We start from the raw sequence: 17,639 nt of genomic DNA on the forward strand, positions 1-17,639 counted from the left end.
GGTGAGTGATTCGTTTGTTGCTTTGCGTCCGTTTTTTCTCTTGCGGACATTTCCATGTCATCTCACCTGAATTTTCCTTACCCGCATGCCGGCATTGGTCGGCCACTGGCTCAGCGCTGGTGCGCCCTTGCCGAGAGCCGGCTCGAATACTTGACGGAACTGTTCGAGAGCGGGCGGTGGCGCCGTTTTCACAGTGAAGCCGAGTTTCTCGATAATATTCAGGAAGCCAAGGAAGCGGTTGAACGCTGGCGGCTGATGGTCGAGGGCGAGACGGCCGCCGTGAGGCGCGTGCTGTCTTCGGAAGGGGTGATCTACCGGGCGCCGCGCGCCCCTGAACCGCGGCCGGCTGCCGTCGCGGCTCCTGCCATTGCAGCGCCCGCGCTTGCGCCGTTGCAGCCAGACATCGAGCCGGTGGCTGAAGCGGCTTCGCCCGTCTTGATCCCGATCGAAACCCTGTTGCGGCAGGCTCCGCCACGCCAGGCGGCGGTGACGCCGGCAGATCTGGATTGGCAGAAAGCGCTCGATCCTCTGGTCATGAGCGCGCGCTATCCGATGCTGCGGACAACGCTTTAGCGCACCGTGTTCCCGGAGAGGGCAATCTGCTGATAGCGCTGTGCGCCATCGGCGGTGAGGTCCGGCGTCACAGGCTTTGCATGATCGAGGCCGACCACAGCGCCGCGCGGTGCGCCCGAAATCATGTTGTTGCTCACCAGCGCGGTGCCGGCTCCCGGTGCCACCGATACACCGATGCCGACAAAGCTGTTGCGCACCACGTTGCCGGTGATGGCGACATCGCGCAGATACTTGCCCCAGCCCGCGATCATGCCGAAGGACGGCGCGTTCTCGACGACATTGCCGCTGACGCTGGCGTCAGCCTCGATATAGATGCCGATGCCGGCATCGTCGTCGGGCGCCGTACCGATCGGGCGCTTCGGGAGCAGGTTGCGGATGATGTTGCCTTGTACGACGGCGATACGGCCGCCTTCGTTGAAATTGCAGACGGAGACGCCGAGCGCCGCACCATCGACGGTGTTGTTGGCGATCACCGCGGCCTCGAAGGCGAATTCCGAATAGAGCGCGACTTCGCGCACGCTCGACACGCTGTTGCCCGTGATGTGGATGTTCGATGCGGAGTTGCCGCGCACCGCGGAGTAATCGCAGTTGCGGATGCGATTGCCGGAGACGATGACATTGCCGGCACGATAGGCGTTGATGGCGTTGCCATATTGACCGGAGCCACCGGGACCCGCCTTGATGTCCTCGATATGATTGTCGATCACTTGCGTGCCGTCATCGCCGATGGCGGTGCGCAGGATTTCGATGCCGTTGCTGCTGGTGCCGGCAATGGTGTTCTGCGCGACGATCAGTCCCTGCGCATCGAACGACACGATCGCGGTGGTTGCGATATTGGTGAGTGTATTGCCGGTGATGGCGCCCGCTATGTTGTCCAGCCAGATGCCCGCGCCGCCGCTGTTGGTCACGGTGCAATCGCTGATGCGGAGTTCGCGCGCCTGCACCATATGCAGCAATCCGCGCCGCGGTAGCAGTTTGGCGAAGTTGCCGTCCAGCGTGAGGCCGCTGAGGCTGACATAGTCCGCGCCTTCGCCTGACAGCAGTGATGCGCCGCCGCTGAAGGTGAGGGTCGTTGCACCGCGGATGCCGATGATCTGCGAGCCGCGCGCGAGCCTGAGCATGCCGGTGCGATAGGTGCCGGGCGGCAATGCGAGCGGTGCCTGCGCACGCGCGGCCTCGTCGATGGCGCGTTGCAATGCGCGGGTCTGGTCGTCCTGGCTATTGGCACGCACGCCATATTGCGTGGCGTCGCGCCCGAGCGTCGAGGTGAGCGGGGCGGCGCGTGCCGCATCGCTCGATGCGGCGAATGCGCCGGCGGCGAGACCCGCGCCGGACGCAGTCAGCAGATGGCGGCGATGCAGGTCCATGGTTCAAGGTCCCGGTGGATGTCCGCTGATGACGTAATGCAAGATGATGCGTGTGACGTTGCCAGGCGAGAGCGGCCGCGATGAATGTGCAGGGTAGGGTTAATGAGGCCCTGACATATGGAACGGTAAGAGCGGGTGCATCACTCCCGGTCGTCAGATGTTGCCAACGGGAGATAGGAAAAAATGTTTATCGTGATCCCGACCGCAAACTGTCATTCCGGGGCGGCTGCGCGCCTTCGCGCAGACGAACCCGGAATCCCGACCTGTTCAGCGCAAAACGCACCGAGATTTCGGGCTCACGCCGGCCCGCTGCGCGGTCCGTCCTGCCCCAGAATGACGAGTGTGGATCGAGATTCCCCACCACTCCAAGCGGAGTGGCTGAGGCTCGCGCTCTCAGCTTCGCTGAGGCCGCGCCCCGGAATGACGACGTGTGTTGGGAGAAAGGCCAACGGGGGAGCGTGCAGGCGCATAATTTCGGACGTCGCTTCGCTGGACCACCACAGGGCCCCGCGCGCTACCGACCCGTCAGCGCGAGCTGGAAATCCTTCTCGGCCTGGGCGTCGCGTTCGTTCTTTTCCGGGCATTCGCCGGGCTCCGCCTGGCAGGGACGGATCTCGTAATCATTGTCGAGCACGCGGCGCGGCGTCGGCTTCGAATTCTTGGCGTCGACATCGGTGACAAGGCCGCTCTCGGCGGCTAGTTTCCACACGTCGGCTTCGGTCGGATAGGATTTGCTCAGTTTCGCGTCGTCACAGAACAGTGCGTAGGGCATCGGATTGCTCCGGTAAAAATTGATAACGTTCATGGCGGCGCCGGGTTCGCCCCGACGTATTCCCAGACATTTCAAAATTGCGCGACGGCCATTCGGCTGCGTCGCAAGAGCGTTCAACTCACCATCTTGTGAGACTTGAACAGGCGGCCCTTTTCCACCACGAGGATCACCGCGAATGCAGTGAGGGTGCAAAGAAAAAGGCCGGTCGCGAACGGCAGCAGAGTGCCGTCATAGTGCTGGCCGATAACCGTGCCGATGGCGATACCCAGCAGCGTGGTCAGCGTCCCGTAGAGTGAGGAGGCCGTGCCGGCGATGTGGCCCTGCGGCTCCATCGCCAGTGCGGTGAAATTCGAGAACATCAGGCCGAAGGCAAACATCATCAGCATCGACAGCGCGATGAACAACCATAGCGGCATGAAGCCCATCGCCACGGCCAATAACATCGCCGCGCCAGCAGTGACGAAACCGAGTAGGGCGCCGTGGGAGAGTGCGCGCATGCCAAGGCGATGGACGACGCGCGAGTTGAAGAAGCTGGCCGCAGCGACGCCGAAAGCGATGGAAGCAAAGGCAAGCGGGAAATATGGCCCGAGATGAAAAATCTCGGTGAACACCTGCTGCGAGGTGAACACGAAAGCGAACAGTGCGCCCTGCAGGATGCCGGCAGCGAGGCCGTAACCGAGCGTCTGCCGATGGCTGACGGTTTGCCGATAGGCATACAGCACATCACGAATGGCGAGCGAACGGCGTTTGGCGACCGGCAGCGTCTCCGGCATTCGCCAGGCACTCCAGGCCAGCGTCAGCAAGCCGTATAGCATCAGCACGACAAAGATGCCGCGCCATTCCGTGAGCACCATCAGGGCCTGCCCGAAAGACGGGGCGATGACCGGCACCGAAATGAAAACCATGATGGCCAGTGACATGACGCTGGCCATGCGACCGCCGGCATAGCAGTCCCGGACAATCGACACCGCGATCACGCGCGTCGCCGCGGTGCCGACGCCCTGCAGCAGGCGGGCAAGCAGTAGGATTTCGAATGACGGTGCGAACAGCGCGAGCACGCTCGCGGCGCAATAGACGGCCATTCCGCCGAGCAGGATGGGGCGCCGACCGTAGCGGTCCGACAGCGGGCCCATGGCGAATTGGGCCACGCCGAAGCCGAGCAGGAAGATCGAGAGGACGGTCTGAAGGTGGTTGGCATCAGGGACCTTGAAGGCCGCACCGATATGCGGCAGCGCCGGCAGCATGATGTCCATGGCAAGCGGATTCAGCGCCATGATCGAAGCGATCACGACGACAAATTCGCCAAATTTCATTGGGCTATGGGTCGATGACACCGCCAGGGGCGCGTCGGCGTTGATGTCGGTCACAAAGCTGTCCTTGAAAGCATTCCCGCCATTAGGGTGTTCATGCTGCGATGCACAAGTTGACTTTCGGCATGGCTGCGTCGCGGAAATCGGCGGATTTCCTGATTTTATGAATTAATGTTCAGAAAATAGCCCGAGGGCGTCGTTTCGACGGCCTCAAACCCGGGAATTCCGGGCTGCGTCACGCAGCTTGACCCGGGTCATGCGGATCATTTCCAGCAGGATCGCTTCACCGGTATCGGTGAGTTCGTCGGAGGTCATGCGGTGCGAGGCGGTGTCTTGTGCCAGCAGCGGCACATGGACGAAGGCCGCGAGGTGCGGGCCGCCGGGGGCGCGGGAGGCCTCGATGCTGCGCCAGGACAGATAATTGCAGAGATAGCGGCCGGCATCGCGTGAGGAGCGCACAGCGGCGCCGCTGGTGAGGGCGACCCGGAACAGACGCGCCGTGTGCGGGCCGAACATCTGCGCGTCGGCGCCAGGTACGATGCTGGCGCGACGCACCGGCGTGCCATCCGCATCGGGCCACAGCATCGACACCGCGTTGCGTGCGCGCGTCTCGATCCGGATATAGGGCGTGCGTGCGGCGAGGCCGAACATCAGCAGCGCATCCGGACGATGGCGTGCGATCAATTCGGGCAGTTCGCGATCGACGGCGGCGTAGGTGACGTCGAAAATATGTGCGATGCGGGTGATATCCGCGAAAGCGGGGCGGCGCAGCGTTGCGAGTTTTCGCACCAGCGCCTGTGTTGGATTGAACAGCGCGCCGGGGAACGGGCCAAAGCCGGTGATGAGGATGCGGGGGGATGTACCGGGACGGTTCAACATTCGCCTCCATGATCGTGACGGCGCGCTAACCTCTCCCCGCTTGCGGGGAGAGGTCGCCTGTAACATGCGAAGCATGTGGAAGGCGGGTGAGGGGGACTCTCCACGAACTAGGAGCGAGTGGATAGTCCCCCTCACCCGCCTGGCTTCGCTGCGCTCCGCCAGCCGACCTCTCCCCGCAAGCGGGGAGAGGTCGGGGCGCGCTACCTCAACAACTCTATGATCGCCTCCGCCGCGACGGCAGGCGTCACCGTGCCGTCGGCGACGTCGCGTTCGACTTGTTTGACCTTGCTGCGAATGCCGGGATCGCTGCGCAGCCGCGCCTTCAAACGATCCTCCAGCATGGTCCACATCCATTTCACCTGCTGCTCGCGGCGGCGGGCGGCGAAATCGCCGGGGGCATTCATGGCGGTGCGATGCGCAACGACCTTCTCCCAGAGTTCGGCGATACCCGTCTTGGTCAGCGCCGAATAGGTCACGACCGGCGGATGCCAGTGCTCCGAGCGCGGCGCCAGGATATGCAGCGCGCCGCGATAATCTCCAGCGGTGATATTGGCGCGTTTGAGGTTGTCGCCATCGGCCTTGTTGATGGCGATCATGTCGGCGAGTTCGATCAGGCCTTTCTTGATGCCCTGCAACTCGTCGCCGCCGCCGGGCAACATCAGCGCGAGAAAGAAGTCGGTCATGTCGCAGACCGCGGTTTCCGACTGGCCGATGCCGACGGTTTCCACCAGCACCACGTCGAAGCCGGCGGCCTCGCACAGCAGCATCGCCTCGCGCGTTTTCGCCGCGACGCCGCCGAGCGTGCCGGAGGACGGCGAGGGGCGGATGAAGGCGTTCGGATGGGCCGACAGATCGTTCATCCGGGTCTTGTCGCCGAGGATCGAACCGCCGGTGCGCGCCGAGGATGGATCGACGGCCAGCACCGCGACCTTGTGGCCGCGCTCGATCAGATACATGCCGAGCACATCGATGGTGGTCGATTTGCCGACGCCGGGCGAGCCGGTGATGCCGACACGGAATGCCTGGCCTGTATACGGCAGCAGCGCCTGTACGAGTTCGCGCGCGGCGGCCTGATGATCGGCGCGGCGACTCTCGACCAACGTGATCCCGCGCGCCAGCGCTGCGCGGCTGCCGGCGCGAATGTCTTTGGCGAGCGCGTCGATGTCGATGTGGGCTGTCGTCACTGCGGCCCCTTGTCGTCATCCTTCGGCCGCTGGCCGCCGAAGATCGCGCTGCCCTCCGCCGACAGATATGGCTTCAATGTCTCCCATGGCACGAAGGCGTCGTAATCGCCTTCGGCATAGGAACCGACCGCATAGGGGCCGTAATGGAAGCTGAGGCCGGAGCTCTTACCGGCCGATGTCGACGGCGCCAGCGATACCGGCCCGATCTTGAGCAGCTTCGGCTCCAGCGCGTCGACGAGGCTCATCTCGGGATTGTCGTTGTCGCGTTTTTTCTTCTCGACTTTGAGATCGGCGACGACCGTATCGCGGATCGCCGTCATCGCCGGCCCGTTGTCGGCGAGCTCGGTGAAGAACGGGCGGATGCTGATCATCCTGCCGGCCTGCCTGTCCCACAGCAGCGTGTCGCTGGCACGATTGGGATGCGCGCCGCCGGTGTAGTTGTAGTCCGCGCGAATGATGCTGACATAGCGATCCGCGACCAATGAGCTTTGCGCATAGGTTCGCTCGGATTCCCATGGCCGGTTGCGGATGTCGGCAGGGAGATCGTTCATCTCCTTGCGCTGCTCGGCAAGCTCCTTGAGCGTCTTCGTAGCCCAGGCCTTGCTGCCGGCCGTGAGGTTCGTCAGCAGCGGCGCATCGGACTTGATCGCGGCATCGAAGAAGACGGTGACCTCGGTGTATTTGGCCTTGAGCTGGATGTCGGGCTTTGGCTCGGCGGCGAGGGCGGGCGCGATGCATGGCAGTGCGAGGAGCAAAGCCGCAAGCAGCGACTGATGAAAGGCACGTGTAGTCATTCGCGGATGACGCTTTCAACAAAGGCTTTGAGGGGAGGCAGGTCATTCTGCACGATCTGCCAGACTTCGTCCGCATCCGTTAGATGATAAGCGTGACGGAGGTGATTTCCGAAATCATTCATTCTTCGCCAATTGATATGCGGAGCGAGAATCTTGACGTTATCTGGTAACCGCAATGACGCTTCGTAGATGATGGCAAGGAAGCGCTCTACCACACCGCGAACAACTTCGTCTTCGGCGAACTGATCCGGCGCCATGCCGCTCGTAACGCGCTCGATGAGATAAACGCGATCAAGAATGTCTTTCAGACGATCTTCGGACGTGGGAGGCATCAAAACACCTCGATCAGGTCGTCGGCCATGCGTTCCCTGATGCGAGGTGTCAATTCGGTTGGAAACATGACGTGCGGCCAAATTCCAATCGTATCCTCGATGAGATGCATGACCTTGAACAGATCGAAGCGTCGCGCTGAAGACGCTCTGTCGAACGTCTCAATCAAAATATCCAGATCGCTGTCCGGCCGTGCGTCACCGCGAACCCTAGAGCCGAACACGGCCAGCCGCGTCACGCCTTCTGCCTTGATGGCAGGCGCAATCGCTCGCAGTTTTGCGAGGATCGTCTCCAGCGGGATGTCGATCACGTCGGTCATCCCGCGATCCTACCACGTTTGCCGTGACGCTGCAGCTACGCCGCCGCCTCGCTGTGGCCCAGCCGCGCGTTGAGCTTGTGGATCAGCTCTTCGGCCGCCTCGGAGATCACCGTGCCGGGCGGGAAGATCGCCTCCGCGCCGGCCTTGTAGAGTTCGTCGTAATCCTGCGGCGGGACGACGCCGCCGATGATGATCATGATGTCCTCGCGGCCCTGTTTCTTGAGCGCGGCCTTGAGTTCGGGCACCGCGGTCAGATGGGCTGCGGCCAGCGACGAGAGGCCGAGGATGTGCACGTCGTTTTCGACGGCCTGCCGCGCGGCTTCATCGGCGGTGGCGAATAGCGGCCCGATATCGACGTCGAAGCCGACATCGGCGAAGGCCGAGGCGATCACCTTCTGGCCGCGGTCGTGGCCGTCCTGACCAATTTTGGCGACGAGAATGCGCGGGCGGCGGCCCTCGGCGTCCTCGAAGGCGTCGATCAGCGCCTGAACCTTCTGGACCTTGTCGTTCATGGTGGACGCCTCGCGCTTGTAGACACCGGTGATGGATTTGATCTCGGCGCGGTGGCGGCCGAACACCTTTTCCATCGCATCGGAAATTTCGCCGACGGTGGCCTTGGCCCGCGCGGCATCGATCGCCAGCGCCAGCAGGTTGCCGTTGCCGTCCTTGGCCGAGCGCGTCAGCGCCGCCAGCGCGGCATCGACGTCGGCCTGGCTGCGCTCGCCACGAAGCCTCTTCAATTTGTCGATCTGCAGCCGGCGCACCGTGGAGTTTTCCACCTTGAGCACGTCGAGCGCTTCTTCATTTTCCGGCTTGTATTTGTTGACGCCGATCACCGCCTGACGGCCGGCGTCGATGCGGGCCTGGGTCTTGGCCGAAGCTTCCTCGATGCGCAGCTTGGGTACGCCGGCCTCGATGGCCTTGGCCATGCCGCCGAGCTCTTCCACTTCCTGGATATGCGCCCAGGCCTTGGTGGCGAGATCGTGGGTGAGGCGTTCGACGTAATAGGAGCCGCCCCATGGATCGATGATGCGGTTGGTGCCGGTTTCCTGTTGCAGGAACAATTGCGTGTTGCGGGCGATACGCGCCGAGAAGTCGGTGGGCAGCGCCAGCGCCTCGTCGAGCGCATTGGTGTGCAGCGACTGAGTGTGCCCCTGCGTCGCCGCCATCGCCTCGATGGTGGTACGCATCACGTTGTTGTAGACGTCCTGCGCGGTCAGCGACCAGCCCGAGGTCTGGCAATGGGTGCGCAACGACAGCGATTTCGGATCCTTCGGATTGAACTGCGTCAGCAGCTTGGCCCACAGTAGCCGCGCGGCGCGCATCTTGGCGACTTCCATGAAGAAGTTCATGCCGATCGCCCAGAAGAACGACAGCCGCGGTGCGAAGCGGTCGACATCGATGCCTGCGGCGAGACCTGCGCGCAGATATTCGACGCCGTCGGCGAGCGTGTAAGCCAGCTCAAGATCCTGCGTCGCGCCGGCCTCCTGCATGTGATAGCCGGAGATCGAAATCGAATTGTACTTGGGCATCTTTTGCGAGGTGTAGGCGAAGATGTCCGAGATGATCCGCATCGAGGGCGTCGGCGGATAGATATAGGTGTTGCGCACCATGAACTCTTTCAGAATGTCATTCTGAATCGTTCCGGTCAGCTTCTCCGGCGGCACGCCCTGTTCTTCGGCGGCGGCGACATAGAGCGCGAGGATCGGCAGCACCGCGCCGTTCATGGTCATCGACACGCTCATCTGGTCGAGCGGAATACCGGCGAACAACGTGCGCATGTCATAGATCGAGTCGATCGCCACGCCGGCCATGCCGACGTCGCCCGACACGCGCGGATGATCGCTGTCATAGCCGCGATGGGTGGCGAGATCGAAGGCAACCGAGAGGCCCTTTTGGCCGGCGGCGAGATTGCGGCGATAGAAGGCGTTGGAATCTTCCGCGGTGGAGAAGCCGGCATATTGCCGGATCGTCCAGGGCTGGTTGACATACATGGTCGGGTAGGGGCCGCGCAGGAACGGCGCGATGCCTGGATAGGTGTCGAGGAAGTCGATGCCGGCGACGTCGGCTTCGCCATAGCCCGGCTTCACCAGAATGCCTTCGGGCGTCAGCCACGGCTCGCCCTGCGACGGCGTGCCGGCGGCACGGCTGGCGAAGTCGATCTCGGCGAAGTTCGGAATCTTGCTCACGAGCGGCGTTCCTTTAATTTTTTGATTTTTGTTTCGCAGTCAGCGAGGCGTTGACGTATTTGGGGTTCACCGGCCGTTTGTCCGCCGGGGACAAGAAAGATGAGTTCGAATACTGCAATCGGAATGCCGAAGACTGTTATCTTGCGCATTCCGATCAACGCCATGAGCGCCAGGACGATGGTCAGCGCGACAACGTTCAACAAACTGTATTCACCCGCTATCACTCCGGACACGAAAATCCACCCGAGGAGCGAGAGCATTCCGGCACACAACCCGACGACCCACAGCGGGATCGTTGTGGAAGTCGACGGATTGCGATAATCGACTGTCGGATTGTGATAGTCGATCATCGACTGCAAGCGGGCTCGCACCGCTTCGAGTTTATCCAGCTCGTTTTGGTGAGACATGAGTCAGTTCCCATCATCTCAATCATGATCCGGATGCTGATAGCTGAACACTTCCGCGCATTTCTCCGGTCCGAAATTCTGCATCGTCGTCTTGCTCGGCAGGTTCGACAAGTTGCCGACCCAGCCCAGGCGTGACTCGGTGCCGAATTGCTGCGTCGGCACCACGCGGTCCGGCCTGTCGAAGGCGCCGGTCATGATCTCGATCTTGGGGCCGCCGATGGCGCGGTAGCTCAGCGGCGTGCCGCATTTGGCGCAGAAGTCGCGCTCCGCAATCGACGATGACTTGAACGCCGCCGGCTTGCCGCGGGTCCATGCAAAGTTCTCGTTCGGGATATCGGCGAGCGAGGCAAAGGGCGCGCCGGTGGCCTTCTGGCACATCCGGCAATGGCAGATGCTGACCCGGGTCGGCGCAGCCGACAGCGCAAAGCGGATCGCGCCGCATTGGCAGCCGCCGGTCAGCGCAGGTTTGCTCGCCGTTGCCGTCATGGCTTACTCCATCAGGCCGAATTTAGTAGATCATGGGCCTGCACCAGCATCGCCAGCGCATCGCCGCCGGCAATGATAAAATCCCTAACGCCTGCGTCGCGCAAGGGCGCCTCGAGGTCGCCAGGGCGGCCTGCCAGATAGATATGCTTCGCGCCGGCGGCCTTAAGCGCCTTTGCTGCGGGAGCGGCCTGGCCGGCATAGAGCTTGTCGGACGAGCAGATACATACCAGCGCGGCGCCGGAGGCCTTCCAGGCCTTTGCGAGTGCCGCCGGATCGGAGAAACCGTCGCTGTCGAGGGCTTCGATGCCGCCGGTCTCGAAGAAGCTCTTCGCGAAGGTCGCGCGGGCCGTGAAATCGGCGGGCGTGCCCAGATTGGCCAGGAAGACCTTCGGACGGGCACCCTTGCGTGCCAGCAGGTGATCCGACTTGTCGCGCAGCGCCTCGAAGGGCGAGGCCAGCCGGATCGGTTCCAGCGGGTTGAACTTGATCTTGTCCTTGCCATAGGGCTTGCCGGGGATCGGCTTCACCTTCAGCACGGTGGCGCGGGCCTCATGCAGGTTCGGGAATTCGCTGGCGCCGGTGAGCACTTCGCGGCGCTTGGCCACGCTGGCCTGACGTGCGGCACGGGTGGCGGCGACCTTCGGCTGGATCACATTGTTGCCAAGCGCCGGGAAGGCGCCGCCGGCTTTTTCGATGTCCTGAAACTGCGCCCATGCGGCGTCGCACAGTTCGCGCGTCAGCGTCTCGATGCCGCCGGCACCGGCGGCGGGATCGGTGACCTTGGCGAGATTGGACTCTTCCAGCAGCACCAGTTGGGTGTTGCGCGCAGCGCGGCGCGCAAAGCCATCGGGCAGGCCAAGCGCCAGCGTGTGCGGCAGCACGCAGATGGAGTTGGCGCCGCCGAGACCGGCCGCGAAGGTCGCCATGGTCGCGCGTAACATGTTCACATAGGGATCGCGCTGCGTGAGCATACGCCATGCCGTATCGGCAGCGATGAACAGCGGCTTCGGCGCGAGGCCGCAGCTTTCCTCGATGCGCGCCCAGAGCAGGCGCAGCGCGCGGAATTTTGCCATGGTGAGAAACTGATCGGCATCGGCCGCGAGACGCGCATAGACCATGCCGCGGGCCGTCTCGAGCGGAATATTATGGTCTTCCATCGCGCGCAGATAGGACACCATCACCGCGAGGACGTAAGATAGTTCCTGAACTTCGGAGCCGCCGGCATCGTGAATGATGCGGCCGTCGGCAACCGCGAACGGGCCCTTGAAGCCTTGCGCGGCGAGCTTCTTGATGGTGTCGGTGACGGCGGGCGCCATCTCCCACCAGTTATAGGCGCTGGTGCCCCACACCGCGGTGGCGCCGATGGGATCGAGGCCAAAGCGGATATCGCATGTGGCGGGATCGATGCCTTTCGCCTTGATGTAATCGGCCAGATGCGTCACGGCCATGCGCGACTGCGGGCCGGCATGGAGTTCGATGCCGATGCCGGCGTCGAGATAGATGCCGTCGAACAGCGTCTCGATGGTGTCGGGCGAGGCGACGAGACCGAAACCGCGCGCGCCATTGGCACCTTCGAACACCAGCGTGAGACCAGTGGCGCCGTTCTCCAGATCGTGCAGCGCCTGCTTGTTCGACTTGCCGGCATCCGGGTGGTCGATCCGCTGCATGATCTGCCATGGCGCCGCGGCCGGCCGGCTGGCAATCGGCGCCGCATCCCGGGCGCGCGGATAGATCGGCTGGATCTTGACGCCGTCATAGGTCTTGCTGATCAGCTTTTCGAACGGCGCGCCTTTCAGCACGCCATCGACGAGCTTGCGCCAGTCATCGTAACTCGCAGGCGCAAAATCGGCGGCCAGCCGCAGGTCGTCAGTCGCAGTCGACATTGAGGAACTTCACTCCCGGTATTGCTTCGTGGTTGAGCCGGAAAATGCCATGCCGAGAAGGGGTTGCCAATGCCTGTTCGGACATGGGGATGCGCGGAATTGGCGCGTGGAGCCGGGGAGCGCGGCCGTTTCCCTCTCCCCGCAATGCGCGGGGAGAGGGTGGCGCGGACGAAGTCCGCGACGGGTGAGGGGCGGGGCACAGAGCTAAACCAATCTGGTCCGAGCTGGTCGCGCCGTGGGATCTGCGAGTGATCTTGTGAGGATAGTTCCGGCGTGTTGGCGCTCAATCGAGGTCGGGCAGCTTCTCGATGCCGTCGGTTGAGAGGGCCTTCAGATGCTCGGCAACGGTCTTGCCTGATATCATCCGGTCCGGGGCGATCTCGGCCAGCGGCACCAGGACGAAGGCGCGTTCGGTGGCGCGCGGGTGGGGGAGGTGCAGTTCCGGCTTGGCGATGACCACGTCGTCATAGGCGATCATGTCGAGATCGAGCGGACGCGGACCCCAGTGCCCCTCGGCAACGCGGTTGCGGCCGAACTTGTGTTCGATCCTGTGCAGCGTGAACAACAACGCGTGCGGATCGAGTTCGGTCTCGATCTCGATTGCCGCATTGACGAAGTGGTCCTGCGGCACATCGCCCACCGGCGGCGTGCTGTAGTCTGCCGAGCGTTCGATCAACGCGGCCTGCGTCATGCCGCAGATATTGCCGATCGCCTTGCGGAAGGTCATGCGGACATCGCCGACATTGCCGCCGAGCGCGATGAGGACGCTGGCCATCGGTTACGCCCGCGATCTGCGCAGCACCACGCCGACATCGTCGAAGATTGCGGCGATCGGCGCGTGCGGCTTGTGCACGGTGACCTTGACGGAGCTGATACGCGGAAAATCCGCGAGCACCGCATCGGCTACCGCACCGGCGGCGCGTTCCAGCAGCTTGTAATTGGTGTCCTTGAAAGCAGCGATCGCGGTGGCGACGACATTGGCATAGGACACGGTATCGGCCAGGCGGTCGCTGCGCGAGGCAAGGTCGATATCGGCGTCGAGTTCGAGATCGATGACGAAGCGCTGCCCAACGACGCCTTCGTAATCGAGCACGCCGTGATGCGCATGCACGGATACGCCCTTGATGAAGATCATGTCGGTCATCTTAAGTCCTCGATGGCTGCGGTGACGCGCAGGGCCTGAACGGTTTCCGCGACGTCATGGGCGCGGACGATTTTGGCGCCGTGCCGCACCGCGAGCAGATGCGCGGCGAGCGATCCGCCGATGCGCTGCTGCGGTTCCGACGGCACGACGGTCGATATGAATTTCTTGCGCGAGGCGGCGATCAGTACAGGCAGGCCGAAACTGGTCAGCGCGTCGAACCGCGCCAGCGCAATCATGCTCTGCTCAGATGTCTTGCCGAAGCCGATACCGGGGTCGAGCACGATGTGGTCCGCTGGGATGCCGGCCCCGGCGGCGATCTCCAGCGAGCGCGCGAAGAAGCTTTTCATGTCGGCGACGATATCGATGCTGCCATCGACGGTGTCACGGTTATGCATGACGACGACAGGCGCGTTGTACTCCGCGATGACGCGGGCCATGTCGGGATCGCGCTGCAGGCCCCAGATGTCATTGGCGATGGCGACGCCGGCGGCGAGCGCTTTCGCGACGACGGACGCCTTCATGCTGTCGATCGATACCGGCGTGCCGAGCGCGATGACGTCGGCCAGCACCGGCACGAGCCGCGCCCATTCTTCATCGGCAGTGACCGGCCGGGACCCATAGGGCCGTGTGGACTCGGCGCCGATGTCGATGATCCCCGCGCCCTCGGCAATCATCCGCCTAGCCTGCGCCAGCGCGCGCTCGGGGGCATCGAACTGGCCGCCATCGGAGAAGGAGTCCGGGGTGACGTTCAGGATGCCCATCACGGCAGGCACCGGCGATGCCAGCAGCGCGGCCAGCACCGGGTGGACCGTCGGAGCAGACGTGGTCGGACGCGCGATCATGAGGTCGCTTTGCGCGGTCGGGGGGAGGGAGTCAAGATCGAGGCGGTTGCCGGCCATCTCGGCTGTCATCCCCGCGAGAGCGGGGATCCATAACCACGGACGTCAAAGTTCGAACAGAGACGTGGCCACAGCGCTTTTATCAAATCTTCGGTGGCTATGGGTCCCTGCCTGCGCGGGGACGACAGCTGAGAGACCGGGTCCAGCCTCAATACGAAATCTTCAGCGGCAGCTGGCGGGCCTTCTCGATCAGGTCGCCGACCGACTTCTCCGAGGGCATCACCCGGACCAGCTTGCGCTTGTCATTGGCGTCGCGCATCGCCTGAGCGAGGCGGGCGGGATTGCGGTGGGTCAATTCGCGTACCGTGTTGACGCCGGAGGCGCGGAGCAGTTCGGCCTTGGCCTTGCCCATGCCGGGGATGCGCAGGTAGTCGGCGAGGTTCGCCCATTCGAGCAGTTGCTGTTCGCTGAACCCGGTCTTGGCAGCGAGTTCCTTGCGGCACTTCGCGGAATGAGCGGCGTCCAGCAGCCCTTCCATGGTGCGGATGCCTGCCTTTTTCAGTTTGGTCGCGGCGAAGGCCGTCAAACCGTCAATCTTGGAGATGGGATATGTCATGGTACTCAGACGTATGAAGATCGGACGTATGAAGATGCTGGACGCTTACGCGCGGCTGCTGACGTAACAGACGGTCAGGAGAACTGGCTCAGGCCAGGTGTGCCGGCAACGATCTCGTCCATGGCATCCGCGCCGATCTTCTCGCGGCCGAACTTGAACAGTTCGCGCGCGACGCTCTGGATCTCACCCATGCCGAGGCCAAGACCCATCAGCTTGCTGCCCAGGGCCATGATGCCGCCGCCCATCAGGCTGCTCAATCCACCACCGCCCTCTGACGATGCGATGGCTGCATCCGCACCCGGAATTTTTTCGATGAGCGCATTGACCGGCGCGGCCGGTGCTTCCTTGCGCAGGAACCCCAAGATAATGCCGACAGCCTTTTCAGCCACAGCTTCGTCGATGCCGACCTTGGCGGTCAGCGCTTTGATCAATTCGTCCATGATGCCCCGCCTCACATCGGTTGAGTGCCGATGCCCTTATGTTGAAAAGTGATCTTGAGCCGCTGTGATTCGAATTACAAGCGCGCCAACTCGCCCGACGTGCGATTCAGTGTGATCGCGCTTCGAGTGTTGCACCAATGCAAGAGCAAACGTGAAATTTTGGTCAATTGTTCGCAGATGCGACGGCGCCGTACTTTGGAAAGAGCAAAAAGATACGGCTTGTGTTTCGTCCGTGGGAACGACGGACGAGTTTCAGGTGTGGCAGGAACGCTTTGCGTTTCAATCGCTCGCCAAGATGCGGTAAGATCATGGTGAGCCGCAAATTTTTTTGAAATCTTTTTCTTGATGCGCGCGACAGAGGCGATCCGATGGCGACCACCGAACTGAAGTCAGGCGATACCGACGGCAAGATCTTCATCGGCAAGGGCGACCAACCGGCATGGCTGACGCTGGCCCTCGGCAATCGCCACGGTCTCGTCACGGGCGCGACGGGAACGGGTAAAACCGTATCGCTGCAGGTGATGGCGGAGGGCTTTGCACGTGCCGGCGTGCCTGTCTTCGCTGCGGACATCAAGGGCGACCTGTCGGGTATCGCCGAAGTCGGCGAGGGCAAGGACTTCATTTTGCAGCGCGCCAAGGAGATGGCGCTGACGTTCCAGCCCGATCAGTTCTCGACCGTGTTCTGGGACGTGTTCGGCGAGCAGGGCCATCCGGTGCGCGCGACCATTTCGGAGATGGGGCCACTGTTGCTGGCGCGGCTGCTCGATCTCAACGATGTGCAGGAAGGCGTGCTCAACGTCGCCTTCCGCGTCGCCGACGAGAACGGCCTGACGCTGCTTGACATGAAGGATCTGCGCGCGCTGCTCGACGCCATCGTGCCGATGACCGCCAAGAAAGATGAGGTCGATCCGCTTGCCGATGTCCGCAAGTCGGCCTTGAGCTTCGGAAACGTCACCAAGGCGACAATCGGCACCATCCAGCGTCAATTGCTCGTGCTGGAGAACCAGGGCGCCGATAAATTCTTCGGCGAGCCGGCGCTGGAGCTGAAAGATTTTCTCAAGACCGACCGCGACGGCCGCGGCATGGTCAATATCCTCGTCGCCGACAAGCTGATGTCGAGCCCGCGGCTCTACGCAACCTTCCTGCTGTGGCTGCTCTCGGAACTGTTCGAGGAATTGCCCGAAGTCGGCGACCTGCCGAAGCCTAAACTGGTGTTCTTCTTCGACGAAGCGCATCTCTTGTTCAACGATGCGCCGAAGGCGCTGCTCGACAAGATCGAACAGGTGGTGCGCCTGATCCGCTCCAAGGGCGTCGGCGTCTATTTCGTCACCCAGAACCCGATCGATGTGCCCGATCGGGTACTCGCCCAGCTCGGTAACCGCGTTCAGCACGCCTTGCGCGCCTTCACGCCGCGGGACCAGAAGGCGGTGCAGGCGGCAGCACAGACCTTCCGTGCCAATCCGAAACTCGACACGGCCACGGTCATCACCGAACTCGGCAAGGGCGAAGCACTGGTCTCGTTCCTGGAAGGCAACGGCACGCCTGCGATGGTCGAACGCATCATGGTGCGTCCGCCGACCGCACGGATCGGGCCGATCACGCCTGAGGAGCGCAAGGCGATCCTCGCGGCGAGCCCGGTGAAGGGCAAATACGATACTGCGATCGATTCCGAATCCGCCTACGAGACGCTGCAGAAGCGCATCGCCGGCACGGCGGCGACGCCCGCCGAGGCTGGCGACGCGGCGGGCGGTGGCGGCGGTGGTGGATTTTTGGGCCAGCTCGGTGCGATCGTCGGCACCATCTTCGGCACCAATACCGGCCGCAACAGGCTCTCCACCGGCCAGGTGATTGCGCGCAGCGTCACCCGCAGCGTGACTAACAAGGTCGTCGGTGGCATCGTCGCCAATGTCGGCAAGCAGATCGGCGGCTCGCTGGGCAGTTCGATCGGCCGCGAGATCGTGCGCGGGACGCTGGGCGGGATTTTGAAGCGGTAAGCTTCGTCCGGACGATCCGTTATGCGCCGGCCCGCGGCTTTGCAGGCCCGGCGCCATCTGCTACCCACCGCGGTCTGAACCGCGCCGTGTCGGCGGGTCTTTGAAGCGGGACT

At 63.1% G+C, this 17,639-nt stretch carries 19 protein-coding genes; 2 read left to right on the forward strand and 17 right to left on the reverse strand.

Annotation, left to right across the window (positions count from 1 at the left end):
- Positions 1-54: 54 nt before the first annotated feature.
- Complete coding sequence (locus tag AB8B20_RS32315; RefSeq protein WP_439071136.1) at positions 55-573, forward strand: TIGR03809 family protein; 519 nt, start codon at positions 55-57, stop codon at positions 571-573.
- Here the strand turns inward: AB8B20_RS32315 and AB8B20_RS32320 are convergent.
- From AB8B20_RS32320 to AB8B20_RS32400, 17 genes are all read right to left on the reverse strand, one after another.
- Positions 570-1,940, reverse strand: coding sequence for a TIGR03808 family TAT-translocated repetitive protein (locus AB8B20_RS32320; protein WP_439071137.1), 1,371 nt, complete (start codon positions 1,938-1,940; stop codon positions 570-572). The two genes, AB8B20_RS32315 and AB8B20_RS32320, sit on opposite strands and share 4 nt — an antisense overlap.
- 514 nt (positions 1,941-2,454) lie before the next feature.
- Positions 2,455-2,712 (reverse strand): hypothetical protein, encoded by a 258-nt coding sequence (locus tag AB8B20_RS32325; protein ID WP_439072998.1) that lies wholly within the window; start codon positions 2,710-2,712, stop codon positions 2,455-2,457.
- A 113-nt stretch (positions 2,713-2,825) separates the two neighbouring features.
- Positions 2,826-4,079, reverse strand: a complete 1,254-nt coding sequence (locus tag AB8B20_RS32330; protein WP_439071138.1) for a multidrug effflux MFS transporter — start codon at positions 4,077-4,079, stop codon at positions 2,826-2,828.
- Positions 4,080-4,232: 153 nt separating this feature from the next.
- Positions 4,233-4,901 (reverse strand): pyroglutamyl-peptidase I family protein, encoded by a 669-nt coding sequence (locus tag AB8B20_RS32335; protein ID WP_439071139.1) that lies wholly within the window; start codon positions 4,899-4,901, stop codon positions 4,233-4,235.
- A gap of 200 nt (positions 4,902-5,101) precedes the next feature.
- The gene (gene meaB, locus AB8B20_RS32340; RefSeq protein WP_439071140.1) at positions 5,102-6,085 is read right to left on the reverse strand and encodes a methylmalonyl Co-A mutase-associated GTPase MeaB; all 984 of its coding nucleotides are present in this window, start codon (positions 6,083-6,085) and stop codon (positions 5,102-5,104) included.
- A complete protein-coding gene (locus tag AB8B20_RS32345) occupies positions 6,082-6,879 on the reverse strand; it encodes a PdaC/SigV domain-containing protein (RefSeq protein WP_439071141.1) in 798 nt (265 codons plus the stop codon). The genes meaB and AB8B20_RS32345 overlap by 4 nt, the downstream gene beginning before the upstream one ends.
- A complete protein-coding gene (locus AB8B20_RS32350) occupies positions 6,876-7,211 on the reverse strand; it encodes a HepT-like ribonuclease domain-containing protein (protein ID WP_439071142.1) in 336 nt (111 codons plus the stop codon). Before AB8B20_RS32350 ends, AB8B20_RS32345 begins: the two co-directional genes overlap by 4 nt.
- The gene (locus AB8B20_RS32355) at positions 7,211-7,528 is read right to left on the reverse strand and encodes a nucleotidyltransferase family protein (protein WP_093759043.1); all 318 of its coding nucleotides are present in this window, start codon (positions 7,526-7,528) and stop codon (positions 7,211-7,213) included. The genes AB8B20_RS32350 and AB8B20_RS32355 overlap by 1 nt, the downstream gene beginning before the upstream one ends.
- Before the next feature lie 35 nt (positions 7,529-7,563).
- On the reverse strand, positions 7,564-9,717 hold the full coding sequence (scpA, locus tag AB8B20_RS32360) for a methylmalonyl-CoA mutase (RefSeq protein ID WP_439071143.1): 2,154 nt from the start codon (positions 9,715-9,717) through the stop codon (positions 7,564-7,566).
- The gene (locus AB8B20_RS32365) at positions 9,714-10,124 is read right to left on the reverse strand and encodes a hypothetical protein (protein WP_439071144.1); all 411 of its coding nucleotides are present in this window, start codon (positions 10,122-10,124) and stop codon (positions 9,714-9,716) included. The genes scpA and AB8B20_RS32365 overlap by 4 nt, the downstream gene beginning before the upstream one ends.
- An 18-nt stretch (positions 10,125-10,142) precedes the next feature.
- On the reverse strand, positions 10,143-10,610 hold the full coding sequence (locus AB8B20_RS32370) for a GFA family protein (protein WP_439071145.1): 468 nt from the start codon (positions 10,608-10,610) through the stop codon (positions 10,143-10,145).
- Between the two features lie 11 nt (positions 10,611-10,621).
- Complete coding sequence (locus AB8B20_RS32375) at positions 10,622-12,493, reverse strand: methylmalonyl-CoA mutase family protein (RefSeq protein WP_439071146.1); 1,872 nt, start codon at positions 12,491-12,493, stop codon at positions 10,622-10,624.
- A 283-nt stretch (positions 12,494-12,776) separates the two neighbouring features.
- Positions 12,777-13,268: a 2-amino-4-hydroxy-6-hydroxymethyldihydropteridine diphosphokinase gene (gene folK / locus AB8B20_RS32380; protein ID WP_439071147.1), complete on the reverse strand. Its 492-nt coding sequence runs from the start codon at positions 13,266-13,268 to the stop codon at positions 12,777-12,779.
- Positions 13,269-13,271: 3 nt separating this feature from the next.
- Positions 13,272-13,637 (reverse strand): dihydroneopterin aldolase, encoded by a 366-nt coding sequence (gene folB / locus AB8B20_RS32385; protein ID WP_068734298.1) that lies wholly within the window; start codon positions 13,635-13,637, stop codon positions 13,272-13,274.
- On the reverse strand, positions 13,634-14,479 hold the full coding sequence (gene folP, locus AB8B20_RS32390) for a dihydropteroate synthase (RefSeq protein WP_439072999.1): 846 nt from the start codon (positions 14,477-14,479) through the stop codon (positions 13,634-13,636). Before folP ends, folB begins: the two co-directional genes overlap by 4 nt.
- A 205-nt stretch (positions 14,480-14,684) precedes the next feature.
- Positions 14,685-15,092, reverse strand: coding sequence for a DUF4332 domain-containing protein (locus AB8B20_RS32395; protein ID WP_068734294.1), 408 nt, complete (start codon positions 15,090-15,092; stop codon positions 14,685-14,687).
- A 74-nt stretch (positions 15,093-15,166) separates the two neighbouring features.
- Complete coding sequence (locus AB8B20_RS32400) at positions 15,167-15,532, reverse strand: hypothetical protein (RefSeq protein WP_068734292.1); 366 nt, start codon at positions 15,530-15,532, stop codon at positions 15,167-15,169.
- Between the two features lie 368 nt (positions 15,533-15,900).
- Between AB8B20_RS32400 and AB8B20_RS32405 the strand changes: the two genes are divergently transcribed.
- Positions 15,901-17,526 carry a helicase HerA-like domain-containing protein gene (locus AB8B20_RS32405; RefSeq protein WP_439071148.1) on the forward strand — a complete coding sequence of 542 codons (1,626 nt, stop codon included), beginning with the start codon at positions 15,901-15,903 and terminating at the stop codon, positions 17,524-17,526.
- The last annotated feature ends 113 nt before the right edge of the window (positions 17,527-17,639 follow it).

The sequence above is a fragment of the Tardiphaga sp. 866_E4_N1_4 genome (assembly GCF_052076075.1).
Lineage (GTDB): Bacteria > Pseudomonadota > Alphaproteobacteria > Rhizobiales > Xanthobacteraceae > Tardiphaga > Tardiphaga robiniae.